Genomic DNA, 20,850 nt, shown 5'->3' with positions numbered 1-20,850 from the left:
GACGCGGGCTGCCTTGGTCTCCTGTGGTGGCTTGCACGGGCGCGAGGGCATCACGCTGCTCGATTTTATCAGCTTCGATCGCAAACGCTTGGGGCGCGATCTGTTGTTGGGCGTCGCGCTCATCCTCCCGAGCCTCGTTTTCATCTACGGTGGGATCATCGCCAGCAGCCTGTTGGTCTACGGCAACCCTGATGCACTGCAAATATACGGACCTTTGCCGCTCTTGCCTGCGCTTTACGGGGTGCTGATCTTTCCGTTGGTCTGGGGCATTGCGGAGCAGACCACCTATAACGGCTATCTTCTGCCGCGTTTCCAAGTCTTGTCGGGAAGCACGGGATTTGCCGTTGCCGTCGTAGCGTTTTCCTGGTCGTTTCAGCACGCCGTGATGCCGCTGACGTTCGACCCACACTTCATGCTCTACCGGCTCTTGGCGCCTATCGCCCATTCGACATTCATCACCCTCGTGTACCTGCGCGTGCGCCGCATCCTGCCGCTGGCGACGGCGCATTGGCTCATGGATGGGGTGTCAGCATTCGTCGGCATTCTGTGGCCGCTGTTGAGGTAGAAGGGTTCAAACGGGCTGAGATGCCCACTATGGACCGAAGCCTCCGATCGACGAAATCGAAAGCCTGGGCTTGGGCTAGACAGGGTCTCGGGAATTGGCCAGTTGACGAACAGGCCTCCAACCGTATAGTCCGCGCCCATCCAGGCCGCCCGGCCTGAGCCCCTATGGCGGAATTGGTAGACGCGCTCGACTCAAAATCGAGTTCCGCAAGGAGTGCTGGTTCGATCCCGGCTAGGGGCACCATTTCTTAAATTCCCACGCCACTTCTTATTAAACCCAAGGGCGTCGGTGGGATCGTCCACGACGCCCTCGACGGCATCGAATGGTTGCGTCTTGCCTGTTGCCGCAAGCTGCCCAAGCTTCCGCTGAACGGTGCGCGGACTAGACCCAAGCGCAATTGGGCGTTCCTCACCACCGCAATCGGGCGTGCTGCGGTCCCCGCCATCACGAGGGATGCGCCGCCAACTCCGCGGTCAGCTGGTATAGCCGAACCGGACATTCCGTGGATTGAGGCGCCGGTCTTGCTCGGCTATGCACATGGCATGACAACGACCGACGATATTGTCAGGCCTCTTTCCCTTACCGTGGGTCTTATTGCCCGCTTCTGGCCGCAACTGCTGCTTCTCGGCGCCATCGGCTATGTAGCGCGCGACCTCCTGCTCAACGCGGCAGTCACGGTGGGCCTCGTCAATCCCCTCGGCGGGATGGTTGTGCTTTCGCTGGTGGTGATGACGAAGCTTCTGGTCATCGTGGCGATGTTCGTCGCCCTGCGTCCGGGACTGCCGGCACTCGCCTCGCTTCGCCAAATGTCGGCAAGCGGTGCGAAACAGGAGAAAACGTCCCAGCCCGCCGACCACTTGCTGGCGGTGACCGCGGCCGCCATCCTGCCCTTCTTCGCCTATTACGCCGCATGGGGATTCCTCGGCGACAGTGTGCGAGAATATTCGCGGCTGGCGCTCGAACGCATTCCGCTGGGAGAAAGCGCCGACATATTCGGCCTGCTGCGCTCCAGCGGCCTCATTGCGTCGATTGTCGGCTGCTGGTTGGTCCGCTGGTTCGCGAAGCGCATGAACAAAGGCGCGCGCAGGCCTTACTGGCGGCTGCTCGTCGTGGCGGCGGATGCAAGCTGGATTTTTATCGGGCTCTATGCGCTCGATATCTGGAAGGACGAGTTCATCACCTGGATCGGGGCTAGTGCGTTGCGCAGCGAACTCAGCGTGGGCGCAGGATCGCTTGCCCTGTCGATCGCCGCTCACGCTGCCGAAGGCTTCACGCCGGTCGAGTTCAAGCAGCCCGGCATCGTGGAACAGGCGCAAAACCTGTTCTTCTATGCGCTTCTGCCAATGGTCTGGCTGGTCATGGCGGCGATCATCAACGGCTACGAACTGTCGGCCGCTGCGGTCGCGGCCGCGCCGCCGCCGTCGCGCGAATCCACCTGGCGCAAATGGTTGAGCGACTTCATCACGCATTTCCTCGGAGGCTACCGCTCGCGCTATGCGCCGATTTGGGCCTGTCTCAAGCTCACGCTCGGCGCAGGACTCGCGACGCTGCTCACCTTCGTCGTCGCCTACCGGCTGATCGGCTGGCTTGGCGCCTGGCTTTGGTTCGGCGCGACGCGGACGCTCGGCGCGCCAGACCTCGATACATGGCAGGTCGTCTTCAGCGTCGCCAGCGTGTTCATCGGCAGTCCGAGCGATCTTGACGGCGGCATAGTGCTCGACGCCTTGAGGATCGCGCTGCTGGCGGCGGTGCTTGAATATGCGGTGGCGGCGCAACGGCAGCCGCTGAGGGCCGCTACCTGAAGAGCAGATGGCGCGGCCTGGCGTTCGCCAGCGTGACCGACAGCGCCAGGCCGCTTGCCGTCGCCGGAATGACGAAAGTCTCGGCCATGCGCGCCGTGCCGCGCGTGCCGGCACGCTGGAAGGCCAGCCCGCCGCAGCGGGGCTTGTCGGCTGCCTCGGGATACATCTTGCGCACGACGGGCGGGGTCAGGAAGGCAGGCAGCCAGCGGCGGCCTTCGGCGTCTGTGAGCACAACGGCGCAGGGGCTTTCTGCAAGGAGACCAGGATCCTCGATCCTCGCCTCGAATTCGGCCAGCACGACGGCTTCATCTGCCGAGCCGCCGGGCAGGCGCGACAGCGTTGTCAGCCGCCATTCGGCCCCGGCGTAGCGCTGCGACTCACCCCTGTCGACCGCGATCGGGTCGCGGTCGCTACCGGATCGCCATGCCTCCAGGCTTTCCCAGGAATGCACCAGCACTGCAACCGGCAGGGCGAAGCCCAGCCCAGCAAGGCTCAGCCAGTAGCGGCGTCTCTCGGCACGGGAAATGGCCTCCGCCATCACTCGGTCTCCAGCGTCCAAAGCATCGGGCCATCGCTCCGGCGGATCGTCACGGCGCCAGGGATGTCGCCCGGCGCAAGTTCGGTGATTGCCACCCGGACCTCTTCACCCAGCGGTGTGAATGCCGACGGCGCGACCAGCACGGTTCCGCCCGCAAGTTCGTTTTCCGGGACTTCGAAAGCCATGAGCACGGGCTTTGGCAGTCCCGGCTCCAGCCGCTCTGCCGGCAGCATTGCCGGCATGGTGGAAATGCGCTGGCTGAGAGAATAGCGCAACCTGCTCGGGCCGAGCCATTCGGCGGAGGTCAGGGTCAGGCTCTCGCGTTTTGCTTCAGCGGCGGCCTCGACCAGGACCCAGACCCCGGAAGTGGTGTAGGTCCGGGTCTGGCCAAAGCGCTCGATCCTTACGGTACGCGCGAGATGCACGTCGCCGACGGCCAGCGCGAAGGCGCGTGCGTCGGTGCGCTTACCCTGCTCGCCAGCAATCGAGACGGGCGAGGTGATGTTGCTGTAGAGCGGGGTAGTCCGCTGCATTGCGTAGAGGATCGCCGCCGCGAAGATGATCGCGCCGGTTTCCTTGAGACCTGTTCTCATTGCCCCGGCCCGACGACCATTTCGGTCTTTACCGGCAATGCCACGATCGCGACCGGATCGCGATCGAACCAGCCCGAGCCGCCGTAGAGATTGTCACGCCGCTTGTAGATCTGGCTGCCCACCACGAGACGCAGATCCTGCGGCAGCGGCTGCGCCTTCGGCCACTCCCAGGCGGCGATCATGTGTTCCGGTATGCCGGGATGGACGCCGCTTGCGATCCATTTGTCGCGTGCAAGATAGAAGGCCGGCGCCTGCACGTCCGTGATCGGCGGGTCGATGTCAAACATGGACGCGAAGGCGTTGCTGGTCGCCGCCGAGCGGTTGTCGAGGTCGAATTCGACCATCAAAAAGGTCTTCGGCTGGGACGGCTCGGTTCCCGTCGGCGGAACCGAGCCGGTTCGGGCACCGCGAAACGTAATAACCCAGCGCCCGGTGTCGATGGGCTCGCCGGCTGCGACCGTTGGAGTTGGCCGCGAGTTGGATGCTTCATACACCGTCATTGCGAATGACGCGGCGGCCGCCGCGAGGCCACCAAGGCCGGCGACGAGAAACGCAAAAAGACGCTGCCGCAAAGTCGATCGCTGTCCGACGGACATGTTTCCTCCCGCGGACTATCCACCAGACCCGAGCCACAGATGCAACCTGGAGAGGTGAGCTATGCGGTAACATTTATGGCACAATTCGAAACAGCTTCGTCTTGGATCGTGCTGCGGGCCGGACCCGCCGCCGTGCCTAGCGGAGGGCCGCCACGACGTCGGCGAAATCGGCCCGCTTGCCATTGTCGGCGCGGCGCAATTGCACCTCGACGGGCCTGCCGTCGGATTGGTCGCAGTAGAAGATGGGCCCGGGCCGCACCCATTTGTCGCCCCACTCGGTCAGCGCGATGATGACCGTTTTGAATTCCAGCCCCTTTCGGGTCAGGACGTATTCGGCCTGCTCGCCGGCGGCACCCGGACGACGGTCCATCAGGCCGGCCTCGACGAAATCCTCGAGGCGCTTGGCCAGGATGTTGGTGGCAATCCCCAGGCTCTTCTGGAATTGCGAAAAGCGCGTGTAGCCGCCGAACATCGCGTCGCGCAGGATCAACAGGCTCCAGCGCTCGCCGACCAGCTCCAGGGCGCGTGAGGCCGAGCAGTTCTGTTTTTCATAAAGACGACCAAGCATGGCGTGAACATACCCTGTTGACTTGCATCATGCAAGTATGCATTGTGCTTGCATGATGCAAGCGATGGAGCTCGAGAGAGCGTCGCTCACTTCATCGCCCGAGACTTGGGTGCCCATCAACCGTCGGATCCAGACAGGAGAAATGTCATGAAAAAGGATGAAGATTACACGACGTCATTTGTCGTTGAGCAAAGCCCGGAAGAGGTTTTTGCGGCGGTTGTCAATCCGCGCGCCTGGTGGTCCGAAGACATCGACGGCGATACCAACAAGCTCGGTGCGATATTCTACTATCACTTCAAGGATATCCACCGCGGTACCTTCAAGGTTACGGAGCTTGTGCCCGGCAAGAAGGTCGTCTGGCACGTCGTCCAGAACTACTTCAACTTCGTCAAGGATGCGACCGAGTGGACCGGCACGGACGTGGTCTTCGAGATCGCGCCGACCGACAAGGGTACCGAGCTGCGCTTCACCCATGTCGGGCTGAAGCCGAGTGAAGAATGCTACGACGTCTGCCATGACTCCTGGCGCTTCTATGTCGCGAGTCTTCGCGACCTGATTTCGACGGGCAAGGGGCAGCCCAACAAGGGCGAAGAGAACGCCAATCCAACGGTCGTGCCGCAAAACGAGAACATCGGCCTCGAGCGCAAGACAGCGAGCGATGGCGCCGAGATGATCGTCATGACGACGGCAGCGGCGAAGCCCGGCATCGAGAGCAAGGTGCGGAATGCCCTGCGGGACGTAGCAGGGGCGGCCCGCAGGCAAAGCGGATGCATCGACTACAGCGTCTTTCGCTCGGAGGCGGAGCCCCATGTTACGATCTGCGTCGAGCGCTGGATATCGAAGCAGGAGCGCGACGCTTTTCTACGCTCGGCGGACGCGAAGAATTTCGTCTCGGCCATAACCGGCGCCTTCCTGGAGCGCCCATCGCCGATCTCCTACACGACATTGGAAGTCGGGTCCTGATTGCAAGGGTTCGCCCGGCGACGGTGCCGGTGCCGGCTGCCCTGGAGCAACGCAAAGGGGGACGGCATCCAAGCATGGAACAGAAACCTATAACCTACTTGCATGATGCAAGAACGAATGGCTTGCATTCATGCAAGTAGGAGGAGAGATCGCCGTGCCAAAATCGATGGAAGTCACAGACAAGGCCGTTCTGGTAACCGGGGCCAACCGCGGCCTCGGCAAGGCGCTGGTCGAGGAAATATTGAGGCGGGGTGCCAAGCGCGTCTATGCTGGCGCGCGCAAACCGCTCGCCCACGCGGATCAGCGTATCACGCCGCTGATCCTGGACGTGACCGATACGGCGCAGATTGGGGCGGCTGTCGAGCGGATCGGGTCCCTCGATATCCTCATCAACAATGCTGGCATCGGGCTCTACGACGACCTCGGCGATCGTGCTGCGCTCGAGCGACACCTCGCCGTCAACCTGCTCGGCGTGCACGGCGTAACCCACGCATTGCTGCCGCTGCTCACGCGTTCGCGCGGCGCCGTGGTCAACATCCTGTCGGAAGCGGCCCTCGTTCCCTTCCCGATTATTCCGTCCTACTCGCTGTCGAAGGCCGCCGCGTTCTCCATGACGCAATCGCTACGTGCTCTCGCCGGCGCTCGTGGCGTGAGCGTTCATGCGGTCCTGTCTGGTCCCATAGACACCGACATGAGCAGAGACGCCGACATACCGAAGAGCTCCGCGGAGAGCGTCGCGAAAGGTATCCTGGACGGCATGGCGCGAGGGGAGGAGGAAATTTTCCCCGATCCAAAATCGGCGTCCATGGCCGAGAGCTGGCGCGGCAGCGCGTTCAAGGCGCTCGAACGCCAGATGGCGGCTTTCGTCCAAGCCATGCCCGCAAAGTCATAGGCGACCGCGCTGCGAGCCCAACGGCCCCGCAGCGAATGCGCTATGGCGAAATTGCCCTAGGCTGCCGATGCGTCGCCGGTTCGATCCGGGCTGAGGGCACCATTTTCTTCCGGGAAACCTCGAGAGGTTACTTGGGCGTTATCCCAGGAGCGTCCTCTGGGATAACGTCTGAGATCCGGCAGCCCTTCCTGGCAAGCTGCGGATCGCAGCCCGAGCCGCTATCACATCGGCCCCGGCACCATCTTGGTCGGCTGCTCCGGCATCGGAAACGCATAATTGTCGCATTTCACGTCCGGGTTCGTCGGGCTGAACATTCCGAGTGGGTTCTCCTTGAACAGCCAGGCGTGAAGGTCGTAGTGGTGGAACTCCTTCGGGATGAGCGGATAATGCCCCTCCATAGGCCCCATGAATGTCTGGCCGAAGAGCTTCGGCGGCTCCTTGGTGTCCGGCGTCAAGGGCACGAGCCATTCCACACCGACCAGGCGCAATTCGCCGCCGACCGGCTCATAGATCAGCACATTGGGGCGCGTCGGATCCGCGGTCGGGCCGACAGTCGTGACGTTGACGAAATGGATGCCCATCGCGCCCTTCGGGTAGTCCATCGCTCCCTCTACCTTTTCGCCGCTGTAGAAGACGCATCCAACCGTCGACAGATAAAGCTCGCGAATGGCAACCTTGTAGTCTTCATACCTGGACAGCGATTTACGCAGGGCATCGATCTCGGCCTTGTCGGGTTCGGCGGCCCGAGGAGCGGCGGCGTTCAGACACGCGCCGACGAGACCTGCCAATGTGAGGATACCGAGACGCCTGAGGTGAGTTGTTTTCGTCATGCATTCCTCCCAGATTTTTCTTCTGGCCGTGCAGGACCGAGGCGGCAGTGATGCTGGACGCGCGGCCGTAATTGATCGCCTCATCCCTGTTGGGACTGCGTCGATGCTAATCCTTTCCGCTGATCGGGAGAATTAACCCTGACGACCTAGGCCCGAGCAGGTCGATGGTGCGGAGACGGTCGGCTGGGCCGGGTCCCCCTTTGGACCCGATGCGCTACCGTCGCCGCAGCAGGCTTCTCATCCGGTTGCGCAGCAGGCGCGCCATGTTGCGGGTCTCGCGGTAGAGGTGAAGCTGCGAGGCCGCCTGGCGGGCGGGGCGGTCGGCGTCCGGCGTCAGCCCGATCACCAGCGTGCCCATCGGCTTGCGTTCGCTCCACAGCCGGCTCATCACGGGGTGGTCGGGCACCGCGCAGGAATCGGTCATCATGATGTTGGGGTCGTCGAGATGCTGCCTGGTCACCTCGATCATCAGCAGCGTGCCCGGCGAATAGGCGGCGAGCGTCTCGTCATAGGCGGTCTTCCAGGTATAGGCGACGCCGGCCTCGACGAAGACGACCAGGCAGGCGATGGTGCGGCCGTCGAGCGTCAGCGAATGGATGCGGCAAAGATCCTGCTCGGCCAGCCGGTGCACCGCCTCGCGGGCGAAGGCGGCGCGGTAGCGGTCGATGGCCATGGCGGTGCGCTCGCGGCCTTTCCAGCCGGCGGCCTCCAATGTCAGGAAATTTTCGATGGCGTGGCGGATCTCGTCGGGCCCGCGCGCCACGACATGCTCCAGCCGGCCGAGGTCGGCGAGGCGGCGCTTCAGGCGGCGAAACTCGCGATAATGGTGCGCGCGCAGCGAAGCCTTCAGATACGCCTCGCCGTCGAGCTCGCTTTCGAGCACCGGGCGGTCGGCCTTGCCGGTGGTGACCAGCGTCAGGCCGCGCGTCTCGGCGACGCTGGCGAGCAGGCTCGCCACCGGACCATCCAGCCTTATGTCGGGCAGCACGAAGACCTTCGGCAGCTTGAGATGCGGCCTGGACAGCATCGAGAAGAAATCCTCGATGACGCCGATCGGATCGTCGCGGTCGACCAGCGGCGTGCCGATCGGGCCGAACGGGCTCGACCAGGTGCGCATGACGGGAACCCCGAGCGGCACCATCGGCCGCTCGACCGAAAACGGCACCAGCAGGCGCAGCCGGTTGCGATACTGGTCGCCGTCGCGGATGACCGCCAGCCGCACCTCGCGGTCCTCGAGCCTGGGCATGGCCGGAGCCAGGAAGCGCGGATTGAAGAAGACGTTCGGCTCGATCGTGCGGGTGCAGAGATAGTCGAGCTCCTCGACCAGGTCGAAGCCGGCGGAGGCCGGATAGATGGCAAGCTTGCGCTCGGGCCGGTTGTTGGCGAGGATCTCGATATGGGCGGGATCAGCTTCGCGGGCAAGCCCGGCAAGGCCGGACACCATGGCACCGGCCGGGCCGCCGCTGGTTTCCTCGAGCAAGGGGACGGCAGCCATCAGGCGGCTCCTTTGGCGGGCACGAAAATCACCATGACGATGCCGAGCTTGCGCCAGACCGTGAAGGACAGCGCGCCGGCCTCGAAGATCATGGCGAAGGCGGTGGCCATCGCCGCGCCCCACAGGCCGAAGAGCGGGATCAGCACGACGTTGAGGGCGATGTTGAAGGCCAGGGTCATGGCGTAGACGGCGGCGCAGATATTCTGGTTGCCGCTCATGGTGAGCAGGCTTTCGCAAGGGCCGACGGCGGCCCGAGCGACGACGCCGAACACCAAAAGGAACAGCAGCGGATAGCCGGCGGCAAATTCCGGGCCGAACAGGGTCAGCATCGGCTCGCCCAGCGTCAGCACCAGCAGCGCCATCGCCAGCGACGGCCAGAACGTCCACGACACCGTCTCGCGGGCAAAGGCGGCGAGCTTTTGCGGCTCGCCATGAGTGAACTGCGCATAGCGCTGGGCGACACCGGCCTTGACCGCGAAATAGACGAAATGCACCAGCGCCAGCGTCTTGACAGTGGCGAAATAGACGGCGACGTCGTTGGGATCGAGATAGGCGCCGACCATCAGCACGTCGGCATTGGTGAGCAGGAAGAAGAAGCTCTCGACCAGGAAGATCGGCAGCGAGACGATGAACCACTGGCCGAAATGCAGCTTCATCGGCCCGGCCGGGATCCTTCTGTCCATGCGTGAAGTGACGCCGATGAGCTGACCGAGCGTGGTGGCATAGGTGGCGGCGATCGCGGCGAAGATCGCCGTTTTGGCATCCGGCGCGTAGCCGACCAGCAGCATCAGCGCGATGAACGCCAGGATCAGCAGCGGCCGCACCAGAAAGGTCGGCGACAGCGCAAACAGCGCCCAGGAATTGGCGCGCGCCAGCCCTTGCAGAAGATCGGACATGGCGATCATCGGCAGGCAGATGATGCCGAGGATGAACGGCACGACATAATAGTCTTCGATAAAGGGCGACAGCAGCCAGACGCCGAGCGCGCCGAGCCCGGCGATCGCCGTGGAGGCAACCAGCACGAACAGCCGGCTGGCCTGCACGATGCCGCGCAATTCGGCCAGCATGCCGCGCTCGCGATATTCGGGAATGAAGCGGATGACCGAGGTGTGGAAGCCAAGGCAGGCGAGGTTGCCGACGATGACCATCGTTACCCAGACGAGGACGAAAATGCCGTATTCGAACGAGCCCATCCAGCGCGCCATCAGGACCTGGCTGACGAAGGCGATGACGGCGCTGACGATGCGGACCGAAAAGGCGATCAGCGACATGCGGCCGGCCTCGCCGCGCTCGCCTGCGGTGAACAGCACGGCATCGATCAGGCCAAGCAGCGGCCTGATGCGCAGCGCAAGGCGCTGCGGCAAGAACCGCCCGGCTGTCGTCGCCGCGGAAAAGCGCACCCCGATCACACTCCGTTTTCCGCCTCTTTTCTGGCTATGCGTCTAACGAAAACACATTAAGAAACGGTTGGGTGGGGGGAGCCTTTCGCCCGGTCTCTATACGGGGAGACGGTGCCGGCAGGCGGATGAGGGGCGGGTGCGCTGCTTCATATTCATCATTCGCGCAACCCTTCACCCTGCTCGGTAGTGTCTCAGTTTGAAATACGCGGAAACGCCTATCTCGTTTGCCCCATATGCGAAAACGCCTATATGCTTAGCGGAACGCATGGCAGCAACAATGGTCTACACTGTCATCTGGTATGGAAGGCAGGGCATCGTCGACAAGGTGATCTTCGACGAGGAGAAGACCGCGAAAGATCATGCAACCTCCATGTTCCAAACCCGAAAGGGTGATGATGGAATCGTGTCCGTTGAAGTTCGTAAGGACAACGGCGCTGTCGTCTTTAGCCATGCGGAGAACTAGGAATGCCGACCGGACCTAAAGGCCAGAAGCGCCCCGCCGACATTATCGGCAATGCCGTTCGCGTCATGCGCATTGCCACTGGCGAGGAAGCCGACGACGTGATTGACGACGGCAAAGACCTGCCGCCTGGCTTTTTTGATGCCATGACGGGGCTAAGCGCCGTCGTCTATTTGGGAGCCGGTGTCGAGGGTATTGATCTTCAGAGCTTTCCCAAGAGTGTTCCGCTCATCAGGCTCGCAACGCGTGAGCAGGCTTCGGAAGTGGTGCAGTACATCGTCCTTCGCGTTCTCTGCCAGCAACGGCATGTTGCGGATTACATGAGTCTACAAGCCCGCAAGTTGTGGAATCCGATCGCGCCGCGGAAGATCTCCGAGACAAGAATAGTTGTGCTTGGTGCGGGCCGGATCGGTGGCTGGGCCGCAAAGCTGTTTGCGGACTTTGGCTACGACACAGCAGTCTGGTCTCGTCATCAAAAGACGCTTCCTGGCATACACAGTTACTTTGGCCGTGCCCAGCTTGCGGGCGCACTCACAAGTCGGGACTACGTTATCTGTTCACTTCCCCTGACTGGTGAGACTCGTGGGATACTGAACTTGAGTGCCTTTGGAAAAATGAAGCGAGGTGCCTACCTTGTGAATGTCGGCAGGGGCGCGCATGTCAACGAAGCCGACCTGATCCGCGCTCTCGACGAAGGTCAGCTTTCTGGTGCTTGTCTTGACGTGTTTGAGCGTGAACCGCTGGAGGCTTCATCGCCGTTGTGGACTCATCCCAAGGTGACCGTCACACCTCATGTCGCGAGCTTCTGGGTGGATTCTGGAATCGACCAGGCCGCCGATCTCTGCGGTCAAGTCGCCAGAGGAGAGCCTCTGTCCAACAAGATCGACCTCGAACGGGGTTATTGAATCAAAGTAGTGTCTTTACCCACTTTAGCAGGTTCCGATCTTCATGAAGCGCGGACATCAGCGCGTGCGTCACCCGGCTATTAGATTTCAAACTCAAACACCACCGCCGGTCGAGATACAGAAAATTCGAAATGCGTATTTTGGTGTCGGCGGGACAGCGCGCCCCGCTCTGGCCTGCCGGCGTTCGAAGCTCGAAAAGCCAAGCAATTGGCTTTTCGTCCGCTGCGCGGACCGCTTCTCACCCCCCCTCAGGTGGGGAGATTGGCTAGTCGCCAAGGCCGGCGCCGCCCGCCCTTAGGGCACCTTCTCCCCGTATGACGGGGAGAAGGGAAGGCGCATCTTACGCAAACGCCCCATGACAATGTTTGTACTTCTTGCCCGACCCGCACGGGCAGGCCTCGTTGCGGCCGACCTTGCCCCAGGTTGCCGGGTTCTTCGGGTCGCGGTCTTCGGGGGCGACGATGGCGTTGGTCTCCTGGCGGACCAGCACGGCCGTCTCGCCGCCGTCGAAATCGTCCTCGCCGGTGCTGCCGTCGATATGGCTGCCGAACATGTCGGGGGCTTCGGGCGGCGGCGCGTCCGCCGCCTGGCGGACCAACTCGACGCGCATCAGCTGCGCCGTGACGGCCTGGCGCAGATTGCCGAGCATCGCCTGGAACAGCTCGAACGCCTCGCCCTTGTACTCCTGCAACGGATCGCGCTGGGCATAGCCACGGAAGCCGACGACGGAGCGCAGATGGTCGAGATTGACGATGTGCTCGCGCCACAGATGGTCGAGCGTCTGCAGCACCACGGAGCGCTCGACATAGCTCATCACGTCGGGGCCGAAGCGCTCGGCGCGCTCTTTCGCGGCGGCGTCGGCGGCCTGGCTGATGCGCTCGCGGATGTCGTCCTCGGCAATGCCTTCTTCCTTGACCCATTCCTCGACCGGCAAATCGAGGTTGAGGAATTCGGCGATCTCGGCCTTGAGCCCGGCGACGTTCCACTGCTCGGCATAGGCGTTTTCGGGAATGTTCTTGGCGACGATCTCCTCGATGACGCCTTCGCGCATCTCGGTGATGGTCTCGGACAAGCCTTCGCCGTCCATCAGCTCGATGCGCTGCTCGAACACCACCTTGCGCTGGTCGTTCGAGACGTCGTCATATTTCAACAGGTTCTTGCGGATGTCGAAGTTGCGCGCCTCGACCTTCTTCTGCGCCTTTTCCAGCGCCTTGTTGATCCACGGATGGATGATTGCCTCGTCTTCCTTGAGGCCGAGTTTCTGCAGCATGCCGTCCATGCGCTCGGAGCCGAAGATGCGCATCAGGTCGTCCTGCAGCGACAGGAAGAATTTCGAGCGGCCGGGATCGCCCTGGCGGCCCGAGCGGCCGCGCAACTGGTTGTCGATGCGGCGCGATTCATGGCGTTCGGTGGCGAGCACATAAAGACCGCCGGCGGCGAGTGCCTTTTCCTTCAGCCGGGCGATGTCGTCGCGGATTTCCTTTTCCCTGGCCTCGCGCTCGGGGCCGGCCGGCATGTCGCCAAGCTCCTCGGCAATGCGCATGTCGGCATTGCCGCCGAGCTGGATGTCGGTGCCGCGGCCGGCCATGTTGGTGGCGATGGTGATGGCGCCGGGCTTGCCCGCCTGGGCGACGATCGCCGCTTCGCGCTCGTGGTGGCGGGCGTTCAGCACCTCGAAATCCTTGAAACCTTCCTTGCGCAGGCGTTCGGCCAGTTGCTCGGACTTCTCGATGGAAGTCGTGCCGACCAGCGTCGGCTGGCCCTTGGAGCGGGCTTCCTTGATCTCCTTGACGATCGCCTTGTATTTCTCCTCGACCGTCCGGTAGACCTCGTCGTCCTCGTCAATGCGGATGACCGGCAGGTTGGTCGGGATCTCGGTGACGTCGAGATTGTAGATGTTGGCGAATTCCTCGGCCTCGGTCAGCGCCGTGCCGGTCATGCCGGCGAGCTTCTTGTAGAGGCGGAAATAGTTCTGGAAGGTGACCGAGGCGAGCGTCTGGTTCTCCGGCTGGATCGCCACATGCTCCTTGGCCTCGAGCGCCTGGTGCAGGCCTTCCGAATAGCGGCGGCCGGGCATCATGCGGCCGGTGAACTCGTCGATGATGACGATCTCGCCGTTGCGGACAATATAGTCCTTGTCCCTCTGGAACAGCCGGTGCGCCTTCAGCGCGTTGTTGACGTGGTGGACGATGGCGACGTTCTCGACGTCGTAGAGCGACTCGCCCTTGAGCAGGCCGGCATCGCGCAGCATGTTCTCCAGCTTCTCGGTGCCTTCCTCGGTGAAGATCGAGGTCTTCTGCTTCTCGTCGATCTCGTAGTCCTGCGGCTGCAGCTGGATGATGAAGGTGTCGATGGTGTTGTACATTTCCGAACGGTCCTCGAGCGGACCGGAAATGATCAGCGGCGTGCGGGCTTCGTCGACCAGGATGGAATCGACTTCGTCGACGATGGCGTAGCTGTGACCACGCTGCACCATCTGGGCGCGCTCGTATTTCATGTTGTCGCGCAGATAGTCGAAGCCGAGCTCGTTGTTTGTGGCGTAGGTGACGTCGGCGGCGTAGGCGACGCGGCGCTCCTCGTCGGACAGGCCGTGGACGATGACGCCGACCTTGAGGCCGAGGAATTTGTAGACGCGGCCCATCCATTCGGAGTCGCGCGTGGCCAGGTAATCGTTGACGGTGACGACATGGACGCCATTGCCGGCGAGCGCGTTGAGGTAGACCGGCAGCGTCGCCACCAGCGTCTTGCCTTCGCCAGTGCGCATCTCGGCAATGCCGCCATTGTGCAGCACCATGCCGCCGATCAGCTGCACGTCGAACGGCCGCATGCCGAGCACGCGGCGGGCGGCCTCACGTACGGTAGCGAAGGCCGGCACGAGGAGGTCGTCGAGGCTGGCGCCATTGGCGATGTCTTGGCGGAATTTGTCGGTGCGGGCCTGAAGCTCGGCGTCGGAAAGCGCCCGCATCTCGTTTTCCATGGCATTGATCGCCTCGACGCGCGGCCGGGTCGATTTGACCCGACGATCGTTGGAGGAGCCGAAAACCTTACGGGCGAGACCGCCGAGACTGACCATCCAATGGCCCTTTCGATAGCATTCCAAGTCATTGCGACGGGCGCCGGCCGGCCCCATCAAATCCGCGTGAACGCGGACAAACGCAAAAAGCGCCCGGAAAACGGTTCTGGACGCAAAGTCGTTGGACAGATAAGAGGGGGCTCATTCGATGTCAACGCCGCGCTCGCCCTGTCGACCGCGCCAAATTCCGCCACAATCCTGCTGGTCTGGAAGCCATTCCGCTCTAGCTACCCCGCTTTGGAGATAATCGTAATGTCTGTATTGTTCCGCCGCGCGTCGCTCGCCAGCCTTGGTCTGGCATTCGGGCTGTCGGCCCTCTCGCTGTCGCCGTTGATGGCGCAGGAAGCCGCCCCTGCCCAGCCGGCGGCACCCGCCCCGGCGGCCAAGCCGGTCGACCCGAACGCCGTGGTCGCCACCATCAATGGCCAGACGCTGACCGAGGCAGACCTTGGGCTTGCCGAGGGCGAGCTGTCGCAGCAGTTCGCTCAGCTTCCGCCCGAGCAGCGCCGCGCCGCGGCGCTGTCGGCGGCGATCGAAATCCGCGTCATGGCGGCTCAGGCGGTGACCACCGGCCTCGACAAGGATCCCGACTTCCAGCGCCGCATGGCATTCCTGCAGCAGCGCGCGCTGCATGGCGAAATGGTCGAGAAGGGCGTCGTCAACAAAGTTACCGATGCCGAGGTCCGCGCCCGCTACGACCAGGAAATCGCCAACACGCCGCCCACCAACGAGGTGCACGCCCGTCACATCCTCGTGAAGACGAAGGAAGAGGCAGACGCCATCATCAAGCAGCTCGACGGCGGTGCCGATTTCCAGAAGCTTGCCAACGAGCACACCAGCGATCCGAGCGGCAAGACCAGCGGCGGCGATCTCGGCTGGTTCGGGCCTGGCCAGATGGTGCCGGAATTCGACAAGGCGGCGTTTGCGCTGGCGGTCGGCAAATACACCGAGCAGCCGGTACAGTCGCAGTTCGGCTGGCACGTCATCAAGGTCGAGGACAAGCGCACCAAGCAGCCGCCGGCCTTCGACGAGGTCAAGGACCAGGCCCGCCAGGCGGTCATCCGCGACAAGTATTTCGCGCTGGTCAAGTCGCTGCGCGCCAACGCCAAGGTCGACATCCCCGATGCCAACCTGAAGAAGACGGTCGACGCACTGGAAAGCGCGAAATAGGCCAGATTGAGCTACGACAGGGCGCGCTGCCGCCCTGTCGCTTCTATTTGGTAGGGCGAACGATGATGCGTCGACGCCGCCGCCGGACCGCCGTGGCATCGCCGGCATCGTCAGCGACGATGCCTTTCAAGACATAGCTGACCGCCCTGTGCAGCGTCGCTTCGTCCTCGTCGAGGCGGTTCGTCAGAAGATGCGTCCAGGCGTACGAGGCGATCAGGTCGGCGACGACAGTGGCATCGACGTCGGCTGCCACCTCTCCCCTTGCCTTGGCGCGTTCGACCATCTGGCCGGTGTGGACGCGCCGCCCTCTTGCGTATTCGGCAAGGGCGGCGGCCGCTTTTTCGTCCGACTGCGCCTCGGCAATCAGCGATCGGAACACGCTGCCCGACGATGTGTCGCGCCAGTGCGCAAACAAGCTCTTCAGGAAGCCGACGAGGTCCTGCTCAAGGTTCCCGGTGTCGGGATTGTCGACACGCTTTTGCCGCTGGTAGACGTCGAGCAGCAGAGCGGCCTTGCTTGGCCACCAGCGATAGATCGTCGGTTTTCCGGCGCGCGCCCGCCGCGCCACCGCCTCGATGGAGAAGCCGGAATAACCGGCTTCGACCAGTACCGCTTCGGCGGCGTCGAGAATGGCATCGGCGCTTTCGGGGCTGCGCCGTGCGCCGGCTGACTTGCGCCCGGGATCGGTGGTTTCGCCCATCTCGTCTTCCTTGCCGATGATCTCAGCAGCCATCATACACAGCCCCTTGACGAAACGAAACGATCCGTTCATATGTAACGGAACGTTCCGTAACGATAAGGAGAACAGCAATGACCTCGACTGTCGCCACGCGTTTTTCGCGCTTGCGCTTCGCCCTGCTGGTGCTGCTCGGCGTCTACCCGGTGATCACTGCCATTTTGTACATGGTTTTTCCGCTGACCAAGGAGTGGCAAATCTGGCAGCGTACACTGGTCATCGCGCCGCTGATGGTCTCGATCATGATCTGGGGACTGATTCCGGGCGTGCAGCGGGCGTTTCGCGGGTTCATCAACCCAGCGGTCCGGTGATGTTCATTCCAGCGGCTGCGACGTTTCCGACGCAACGCGCCACTCGCCGTCGGCCAGCACGAGTTCCAGCATGACCCGTGCCTTGCCGGTCAGCCGCTGCGCCGAGTGGTCCTTCGGCAGATAATCGTAGGTCATGGCGAAAACCGCATCGGCGCGGTCCTTGCCGTGCGGCGTCACCTCAAGGCTGCCGGGCTCAAGACCGAACGACCACGACGCCCATTGCGCGAACCAGTCGGTCTTGACCTTGACGATGGCCTCGCTGTCGTAGCGCGTGCCGTAGATGGTGGCCGACGCACCGTAAAGCCGCTTGACGGTCTCGCGCATCGCCTTGGCATCAGGCGCCAGATAGTCGTGGCGCAGAAACTGCTCGATGGCGCCCTTGTCGCCGACGGAGCGTTCGAGCGCTGCGACCTCAGACGCGGGCGCCGGGGTGACGGCCGGTTTCGGTTGCTGGGCACTGTCTCCGCCCGGCACGAATTCGAAACGCTCGAGCAGCGATCCCTGCTCCCAGGGACGCTGCGCCTCGCGCGTTGCGGAAACGACATCGCGGCGCACCGCGATCATCATGTCGTTGATGCTTTGTCCGGGTTCCGCCATATGCCGCAAAAGTGCGGCGGCGAAGGGCGAGTTGCGCTCCGTCCCGTCCATTGCGACGGCGCCGGGCGCCGTCGAGAAGGCGATGAACGAGCCGCGTGTCGACTCGAACTGGGCGAGGCCGGCGAGAGCCGTCGCCGAGCGCGTCGTGGCGCTGCGGCTGAGGCTTCGGGCAAACGGGTTGTTGCGGCAGGCATCGAGGAAGACCAGGCTGACCTTGGTCTGCTGCTCCATGATGTCGAGGACCTCGTCGATCGGCACCGCCTCGAGCTGCAGCTTGACCGGCATGTCCAGCCTGGCGTCGACCGGCACGATGAAGTTGTGCCCGTCGACCTGCAGGCCATGGCCGGCATAGTAGAACAGCCCGGCACCGGCGCCTTGCAGCGCATCGGAGAATTCGCCGATCTTGCGTTCGAGCTCGCGCTTGCCGAGATCGTTGCCTTCGATCACCTCGAAACCGATAGCGCGCAGCTTGTCGGCAATGTCGAGCGCATCGTTGACGGGATTGGCCAGCGTGCCGGCTTCGGCGTAGCTGCCGTTGCCGACCACAAGCGCCACGCGCCGCGCCGTCTGCGCATCCGCGCGCAGCAGCAGAAAGCCCAGAAACGCCAGTGCCAAGACCACAAGCCTGCCCATAGGGCAGGATCATAGCGCTATCGGCCGCAGCGATGCCAACAAATTTGCAACAGCCCTGCTTGCGGCATGAGGCAGTGTCAGGCGTCCGGCACCCGTAACGGCTGTGAAAACGGCTTGCGCCGACGCGCGCTATCGGGCAAACCGGCGTTCCTTTCGCGATTTTCCCGCCCCGGGGTCTTCTATGTCCGCACAGGTTTCGCCGCTCGCGCCGAAGAAATATGCCAAGATGCCGGCCATCGAGGGCGTGCGCATCGCCACCGCCGAGGCCGGCATAAAATACAAGAACCGCACCGACCTGCTGGCCATGGTGTTCGACGCCGGAACCACCGTCGCGGGCGTGTTTACCAGGTCGAAATGCCCGTCGGCGCCGGTCGACTTCTGCCGGCAAAACCTCACGGCGGGCAAGGCGCGCGTTCTGGTCGTCAATTCCGGCAATGCCAATGCCTTTACCGGCCAGAAGGGCCGCGCCTCGACGGCACTCACGGGCGAGACGGCGGCTAAGGCGGCCGGCTGCACAGCGGGCGAGGTGTTCCTGGCCTCGACCGGCGTCATCGGCGAACCGCTCGATACTGGTAAGTTCAGCCACCTGCTGGCCGGGCTGATCAAGGACGGCAAGCCGGAATTATGGACCGAAGCCGCCAAGGCAATCATGACCACCGACACCTATCCCAAACTGGCGACCGCGACGGTCAAGCTCGGCAATGCCGACGTCACCATCAACGGCATCGCCAAGGGCGCGGGGATGATCGCGCCCGACATGGCGACGATGCTTTCCTTCATCGCCACCGATGCGCCGATCGCAGCACCGGTGCTGCAGGATCTGTTGTCGCGCGGCACGGCCAAGACCTTCAACGCGGTCACCGTCGACAGCGACACCTCGACCAGCGACACGCTGCTGATGTTCGCCACAGGTGCTGCCGCCAGGCGTGGCGCGCCGGCAATTTCCGACCCCAAGGATGCGCGCCTCGGCGCGTTCCGCCGTGCCCTCGGCAAGGTGCTGAAATCGCTGGCGCTGCAGGTGGTGCGCGACGGCGAGGGCGCCCGCAAGCAGGTCGAGGTCACCGTCACCGGGGCCAAATCGGCCCGCTCGGCCAAGCGCATTGCGCTGTCGATCGCCAATTCGCCGCTGGTCAAGACGGCAGTCGCCGGCGAGGACGCCAATTGGGGCCGTGTCGTCATGGCCGTCGGCAAGGCCGGCGAACCGGCCGACCGCGACCTTCTGTCGATCTGGTTCGGCGACAACCGCCTGGCATTTCAGGGCGAGCGCGACGCCGCCTATTCCGAAGCGGCGACTTCGGCGTATATGAAGCGCGACGAGATCCGCATCCGCGCCGATATCGGCATCGGCCGCGGCAAGGCGACGGTGTGGACCTGCGATCTCACCAAGGAATATGTCGCCATCAATGGCGATTATCGGAGCTGATGACATTGGCCTCCAGACATCCGGCAAGCGTGTTGGCGATCGTGCGCCGCTACGAGGCGGCCGGCTTTCGCGCCTGGCCGGCGGCCGCCGTCCATTATGATGGCACCTGGGTGGTGCGGCTGACGGCTGGCCACCCGGCCAAGCGGCTGAATTCGGTCAATCCGCTCGATCCGGGCGACATTCAGCACATTGCCGAGCGCATCGGCCGCGCCAGCCGTCGCTTCGACGCCTATGGCAGGCCGCTGACCTTTCGCATCTCGCCGCTGTCGGGGCCGGATCTCTCAAAGTACCTCGACAGCGAGGGCTGGAGCACATTCGCGGAGTCGCTGGTCATGCGGCTGGCGCTGGCGGACGCTATGCTCGACGACGCCATGGACCAGATTCCGTTGAAGGACATCAGCCGTTTCATCGGCGCGGCGCTCAAGGTGAGCGGCTCGGATGTGTCGCTGCGGCCCGGCCTGTCGGAGATCATTGGCGCCATCCAGCCGGAGGCCGGGCTGTTTGCGCTGGAGAACGGCAGCGAGCCGCTGGCAACGTTGATCTGCGTGCATGACGGCGACCTTGCCGGGCTGTTCGAGATCGCCACCGACAGATCGGTGCGCAACCAGGGCCATGGCCGCCACCTCATCCGATCGGCGCTGAAATGGGCGCGACTGCGCGGGGCGCGGGAAGCCTGGCTGCAAGTCGAGGCGGACAACGCGCCGGCGCTGGCGCTTTACCGTTCGCTCGGATTCGACGAAGTCTATCGCTATCACTATCGCCGGCCACAAGGCGCATGAGCGGCTCAGACACGGTCGGCAAGCGCCTGCTCCTGGTTGCGGCCTGCGCGCTAGTCGATGCCGACGGGCGCGTGCTTTTGGCGCAGCGGCCCGAAGGCAAGCAACTCGCCGGCCTATGGGAGTTTCCGGGCGGCAAGGTCGAGCCCGGCGAAACGCCGGAACAATGCCTGATCCGCGAACTGTATGAGGAGATCGGCATCGAGACCGATATCCCTTGCCTGGCACCACTCACCTTCGCCAGCCATTCCTATGAAGATTTTCACCTGCTGATGCCGCTGTTCGTCTGCCGTCGATTCCGCGGCATTGCCCAGCCCAGGGAAGGTCAGGTGCTGAAATGGGCGCGGCCGCGCCAGATGCGCGATTTTCCAATGCCGCCGGCCGATGCCCCGCTGATCCAGTTCCTCATCGATCTGCTGTAACGGCCGATCTCCCGTAAACCGGGCAGCTCCGCGAAGCGATATCAGCAGCGTTAATGAAAGATTTATCTGGCCGTGAAAAATTGACGCAAAGCGGTTACGCCG

Annotated in this window: 21 protein-coding genes and 1 tRNA gene; 12 read left to right on the top strand and 10 right to left on the bottom strand. The window is 63.5% G+C overall.

Annotated elements, in window-relative coordinates; all coding sequences use genetic code 11:
- Nucleotides 1-31: 31 nt before the first annotated feature.
- From NKH91_RS23745 to NKH91_RS23735, 3 genes are all read left to right on the top strand, one after another.
- Nucleotides 32-565 carry a CPBP family glutamic-type intramembrane protease gene (locus NKH91_RS23745; protein ID WP_352847607.1) on the top strand — a complete coding sequence of 178 codons (534 nt, stop codon included), beginning with the start codon at nucleotides 32-34 and terminating at the stop codon, nucleotides 563-565.
- A 158-nt stretch (nucleotides 566-723) separates the two neighbouring features.
- Nucleotides 724-808, top strand: a tRNA-Leu gene (locus NKH91_RS23740).
- 299 nt (nucleotides 809-1,107) lie between these two features.
- A complete protein-coding gene (locus tag NKH91_RS23735) occupies nucleotides 1,108-2,367 on the top strand; it encodes a hypothetical protein (protein ID WP_352885093.1) in 1,260 nt (419 codons plus the stop codon).
- On the opposite strand, the gene NKH91_RS23730 is transcribed toward NKH91_RS23735, so the two are convergent.
- The 4 genes from NKH91_RS23730 to NKH91_RS23715 form a co-directional block, all read right to left on the bottom strand.
- On the bottom strand, nucleotides 2,360-2,905 hold the full coding sequence (locus NKH91_RS23730) for a hypothetical protein (RefSeq protein ID WP_352847610.1): 546 nt from the start codon (nucleotides 2,903-2,905) through the stop codon (nucleotides 2,360-2,362). The genes NKH91_RS23735 and NKH91_RS23730 overlap by 8 nt on opposite strands.
- Complete coding sequence (locus tag NKH91_RS23725) at nucleotides 2,905-3,498, bottom strand: hypothetical protein (protein WP_352847612.1); 594 nt, start codon at nucleotides 3,496-3,498, stop codon at nucleotides 2,905-2,907. Before NKH91_RS23725 ends, NKH91_RS23730 begins: the two co-directional genes overlap by 1 nt.
- Nucleotides 3,495-4,094 carry a hypothetical protein gene (locus NKH91_RS23720; protein WP_031194561.1) on the bottom strand — a complete coding sequence of 200 codons (600 nt, stop codon included), beginning with the start codon at nucleotides 4,092-4,094 and terminating at the stop codon, nucleotides 3,495-3,497. Before NKH91_RS23720 ends, NKH91_RS23725 begins: the two co-directional genes overlap by 4 nt.
- Nucleotides 4,095-4,230: 136 nt before the next feature.
- A complete protein-coding gene (locus NKH91_RS23715) occupies nucleotides 4,231-4,662 on the bottom strand; it encodes a winged helix-turn-helix transcriptional regulator (RefSeq protein ID WP_023721056.1) in 432 nt (143 codons plus the stop codon).
- Nucleotides 4,663-4,809: 147 nt separating this feature from the next.
- Here NKH91_RS23715 and NKH91_RS23710 point away from each other — a divergent pair, with 147 nt between their 5' ends.
- Both NKH91_RS23710 and NKH91_RS23705 read left to right on the top strand, forming a co-directional pair.
- Nucleotides 4,810-5,625, top strand: coding sequence for an antibiotic biosynthesis monooxygenase (locus NKH91_RS23710; protein ID WP_352495604.1), 816 nt, complete (start codon nucleotides 4,810-4,812; stop codon nucleotides 5,623-5,625).
- Nucleotides 5,626-5,779: 154 nt separating this feature from the next.
- The gene (locus NKH91_RS23705; RefSeq protein WP_352495603.1) at nucleotides 5,780-6,517 is read left to right on the top strand and encodes an SDR family NAD(P)-dependent oxidoreductase; all 738 of its coding nucleotides are present in this window, start codon (nucleotides 5,780-5,782) and stop codon (nucleotides 6,515-6,517) included.
- 221 nt (nucleotides 6,518-6,738) lie between these two features.
- Here the strand turns inward: NKH91_RS23705 and NKH91_RS23700 are convergent, their stop codons facing one another.
- The 3 genes from NKH91_RS23700 to NKH91_RS23690 all read right to left on the bottom strand — a co-directional run bounded on the left by NKH91_RS23700 (nucleotide 6,739) and on the right by NKH91_RS23690 (nucleotide 10,242).
- Nucleotides 6,739-7,347 (bottom strand): hypothetical protein, encoded by a 609-nt coding sequence (locus NKH91_RS23700; RefSeq protein WP_023721053.1) that lies wholly within the window; start codon nucleotides 7,345-7,347, stop codon nucleotides 6,739-6,741.
- A gap of 214 nt (nucleotides 7,348-7,561) precedes the next feature.
- On the bottom strand, nucleotides 7,562-8,842 hold the full coding sequence (locus tag NKH91_RS23695; RefSeq protein ID WP_352641392.1) for a GNAT family N-acetyltransferase: 1,281 nt from the start codon (nucleotides 8,840-8,842) through the stop codon (nucleotides 7,562-7,564).
- The gene (locus NKH91_RS23690) at nucleotides 8,842-10,242 is read right to left on the bottom strand and encodes a lipopolysaccharide biosynthesis protein (RefSeq protein WP_352847647.1); all 1,401 of its coding nucleotides are present in this window, start codon (nucleotides 10,240-10,242) and stop codon (nucleotides 8,842-8,844) included. Before NKH91_RS23690 ends, NKH91_RS23695 begins: the two co-directional genes overlap by 1 nt.
- Nucleotides 10,243-10,519: 277 nt before the next feature.
- On the opposite strand from NKH91_RS23690, the gene NKH91_RS23685 reads away from it, so the two are divergent.
- Together NKH91_RS23685 and NKH91_RS23680 are read left to right on the top strand one after the other, a co-directional pair.
- Nucleotides 10,520-10,705: a hypothetical protein gene (locus tag NKH91_RS23685; RefSeq protein ID WP_352456662.1), complete on the top strand. Its 186-nt coding sequence runs from the start codon at nucleotides 10,520-10,522 to the stop codon at nucleotides 10,703-10,705.
- 2 nt (nucleotides 10,706-10,707) lie between these two features.
- Nucleotides 10,708-11,607: an NAD(P)-dependent oxidoreductase gene (locus tag NKH91_RS23680; RefSeq protein ID WP_352847616.1), complete on the top strand. Its 900-nt coding sequence runs from the start codon at nucleotides 10,708-10,710 to the stop codon at nucleotides 11,605-11,607.
- A 340-nt stretch (nucleotides 11,608-11,947) separates the two neighbouring features.
- On the opposite strand, the gene secA is transcribed toward NKH91_RS23680, so the two are convergent.
- The gene (gene secA / locus NKH91_RS23675; protein WP_352847619.1) at nucleotides 11,948-14,680 is read right to left on the bottom strand and encodes a preprotein translocase subunit SecA; all 2,733 of its coding nucleotides are present in this window, start codon (nucleotides 14,678-14,680) and stop codon (nucleotides 11,948-11,950) included.
- Nucleotides 14,681-14,932: 252 nt separating this feature from the next.
- Between secA and NKH91_RS23670 the strand changes: the two genes are divergently transcribed.
- Nucleotides 14,933-15,850, top strand: a complete 918-nt coding sequence (locus NKH91_RS23670; protein WP_023721047.1) for a peptidylprolyl isomerase — start codon at nucleotides 14,933-14,935, stop codon at nucleotides 15,848-15,850.
- A 43-nt stretch (nucleotides 15,851-15,893) separates the two neighbouring features.
- Here the strand turns inward: NKH91_RS23670 and NKH91_RS23665 are convergent, their stop codons facing one another.
- Entirely contained in the window at nucleotides 15,894-16,550 is a 657-nt protein-coding gene (locus tag NKH91_RS23665) for a TetR/AcrR family transcriptional regulator (protein WP_352847650.1), read from the bottom strand.
- A 110-nt stretch (nucleotides 16,551-16,660) separates the two neighbouring features.
- Here NKH91_RS23665 and NKH91_RS23660 point away from each other — a divergent pair, with 110 nt between their 5' ends.
- Nucleotides 16,661-16,897 (top strand): putative antibiotic biosynthesis monooxygenase, encoded by a 237-nt coding sequence (locus NKH91_RS23660; RefSeq protein WP_352847622.1) that lies wholly within the window; start codon nucleotides 16,661-16,663, stop codon nucleotides 16,895-16,897.
- A gap of 3 nt (nucleotides 16,898-16,900) precedes the next feature.
- Here NKH91_RS23660 and NKH91_RS23655 read toward each other — a convergent pair whose 3' ends face one another.
- Entirely contained in the window at nucleotides 16,901-18,127 is a 1,227-nt protein-coding gene (locus tag NKH91_RS23655; protein WP_352847624.1) for a caspase family protein, read from the bottom strand.
- A 181-nt stretch (nucleotides 18,128-18,308) separates the two neighbouring features.
- Between NKH91_RS23655 and argJ the strand changes: the two genes are divergently transcribed.
- From argJ to NKH91_RS23640, 3 genes are read left to right on the top strand one after another with little or no spacing between them, the layout of a single operon-like run.
- Nucleotides 18,309-19,550 (top strand): bifunctional glutamate N-acetyltransferase/amino-acid acetyltransferase ArgJ, encoded by a 1,242-nt coding sequence (gene argJ, locus NKH91_RS23650; protein WP_352847627.1) that lies wholly within the window; start codon nucleotides 18,309-18,311, stop codon nucleotides 19,548-19,550.
- Entirely contained in the window at nucleotides 19,550-20,329 is a 780-nt protein-coding gene (locus tag NKH91_RS23645) for a GNAT family N-acetyltransferase (RefSeq protein ID WP_352847630.1), read from the top strand. The genes argJ and NKH91_RS23645 overlap by 1 nt, the downstream gene beginning before the upstream one ends.
- The gene (locus tag NKH91_RS23640; protein ID WP_352847632.1) at nucleotides 20,326-20,748 is read left to right on the top strand and encodes a (deoxy)nucleoside triphosphate pyrophosphohydrolase; all 423 of its coding nucleotides are present in this window, start codon (nucleotides 20,326-20,328) and stop codon (nucleotides 20,746-20,748) included. The genes NKH91_RS23645 and NKH91_RS23640 overlap by 4 nt, the downstream gene beginning before the upstream one ends.
- The last annotated feature ends 102 nt before the right edge of the window (nucleotides 20,749-20,850 follow it).

It is taken from the genome of Mesorhizobium sp. M0894 (assembly GCF_040319725.1).
GTDB lineage: Bacteria > Pseudomonadota > Alphaproteobacteria > Rhizobiales > Rhizobiaceae > Mesorhizobium.
Note: the sequence above shows the minus strand (reverse complement) of the source record. Positions and strands in the feature narration are given on the sequence as shown.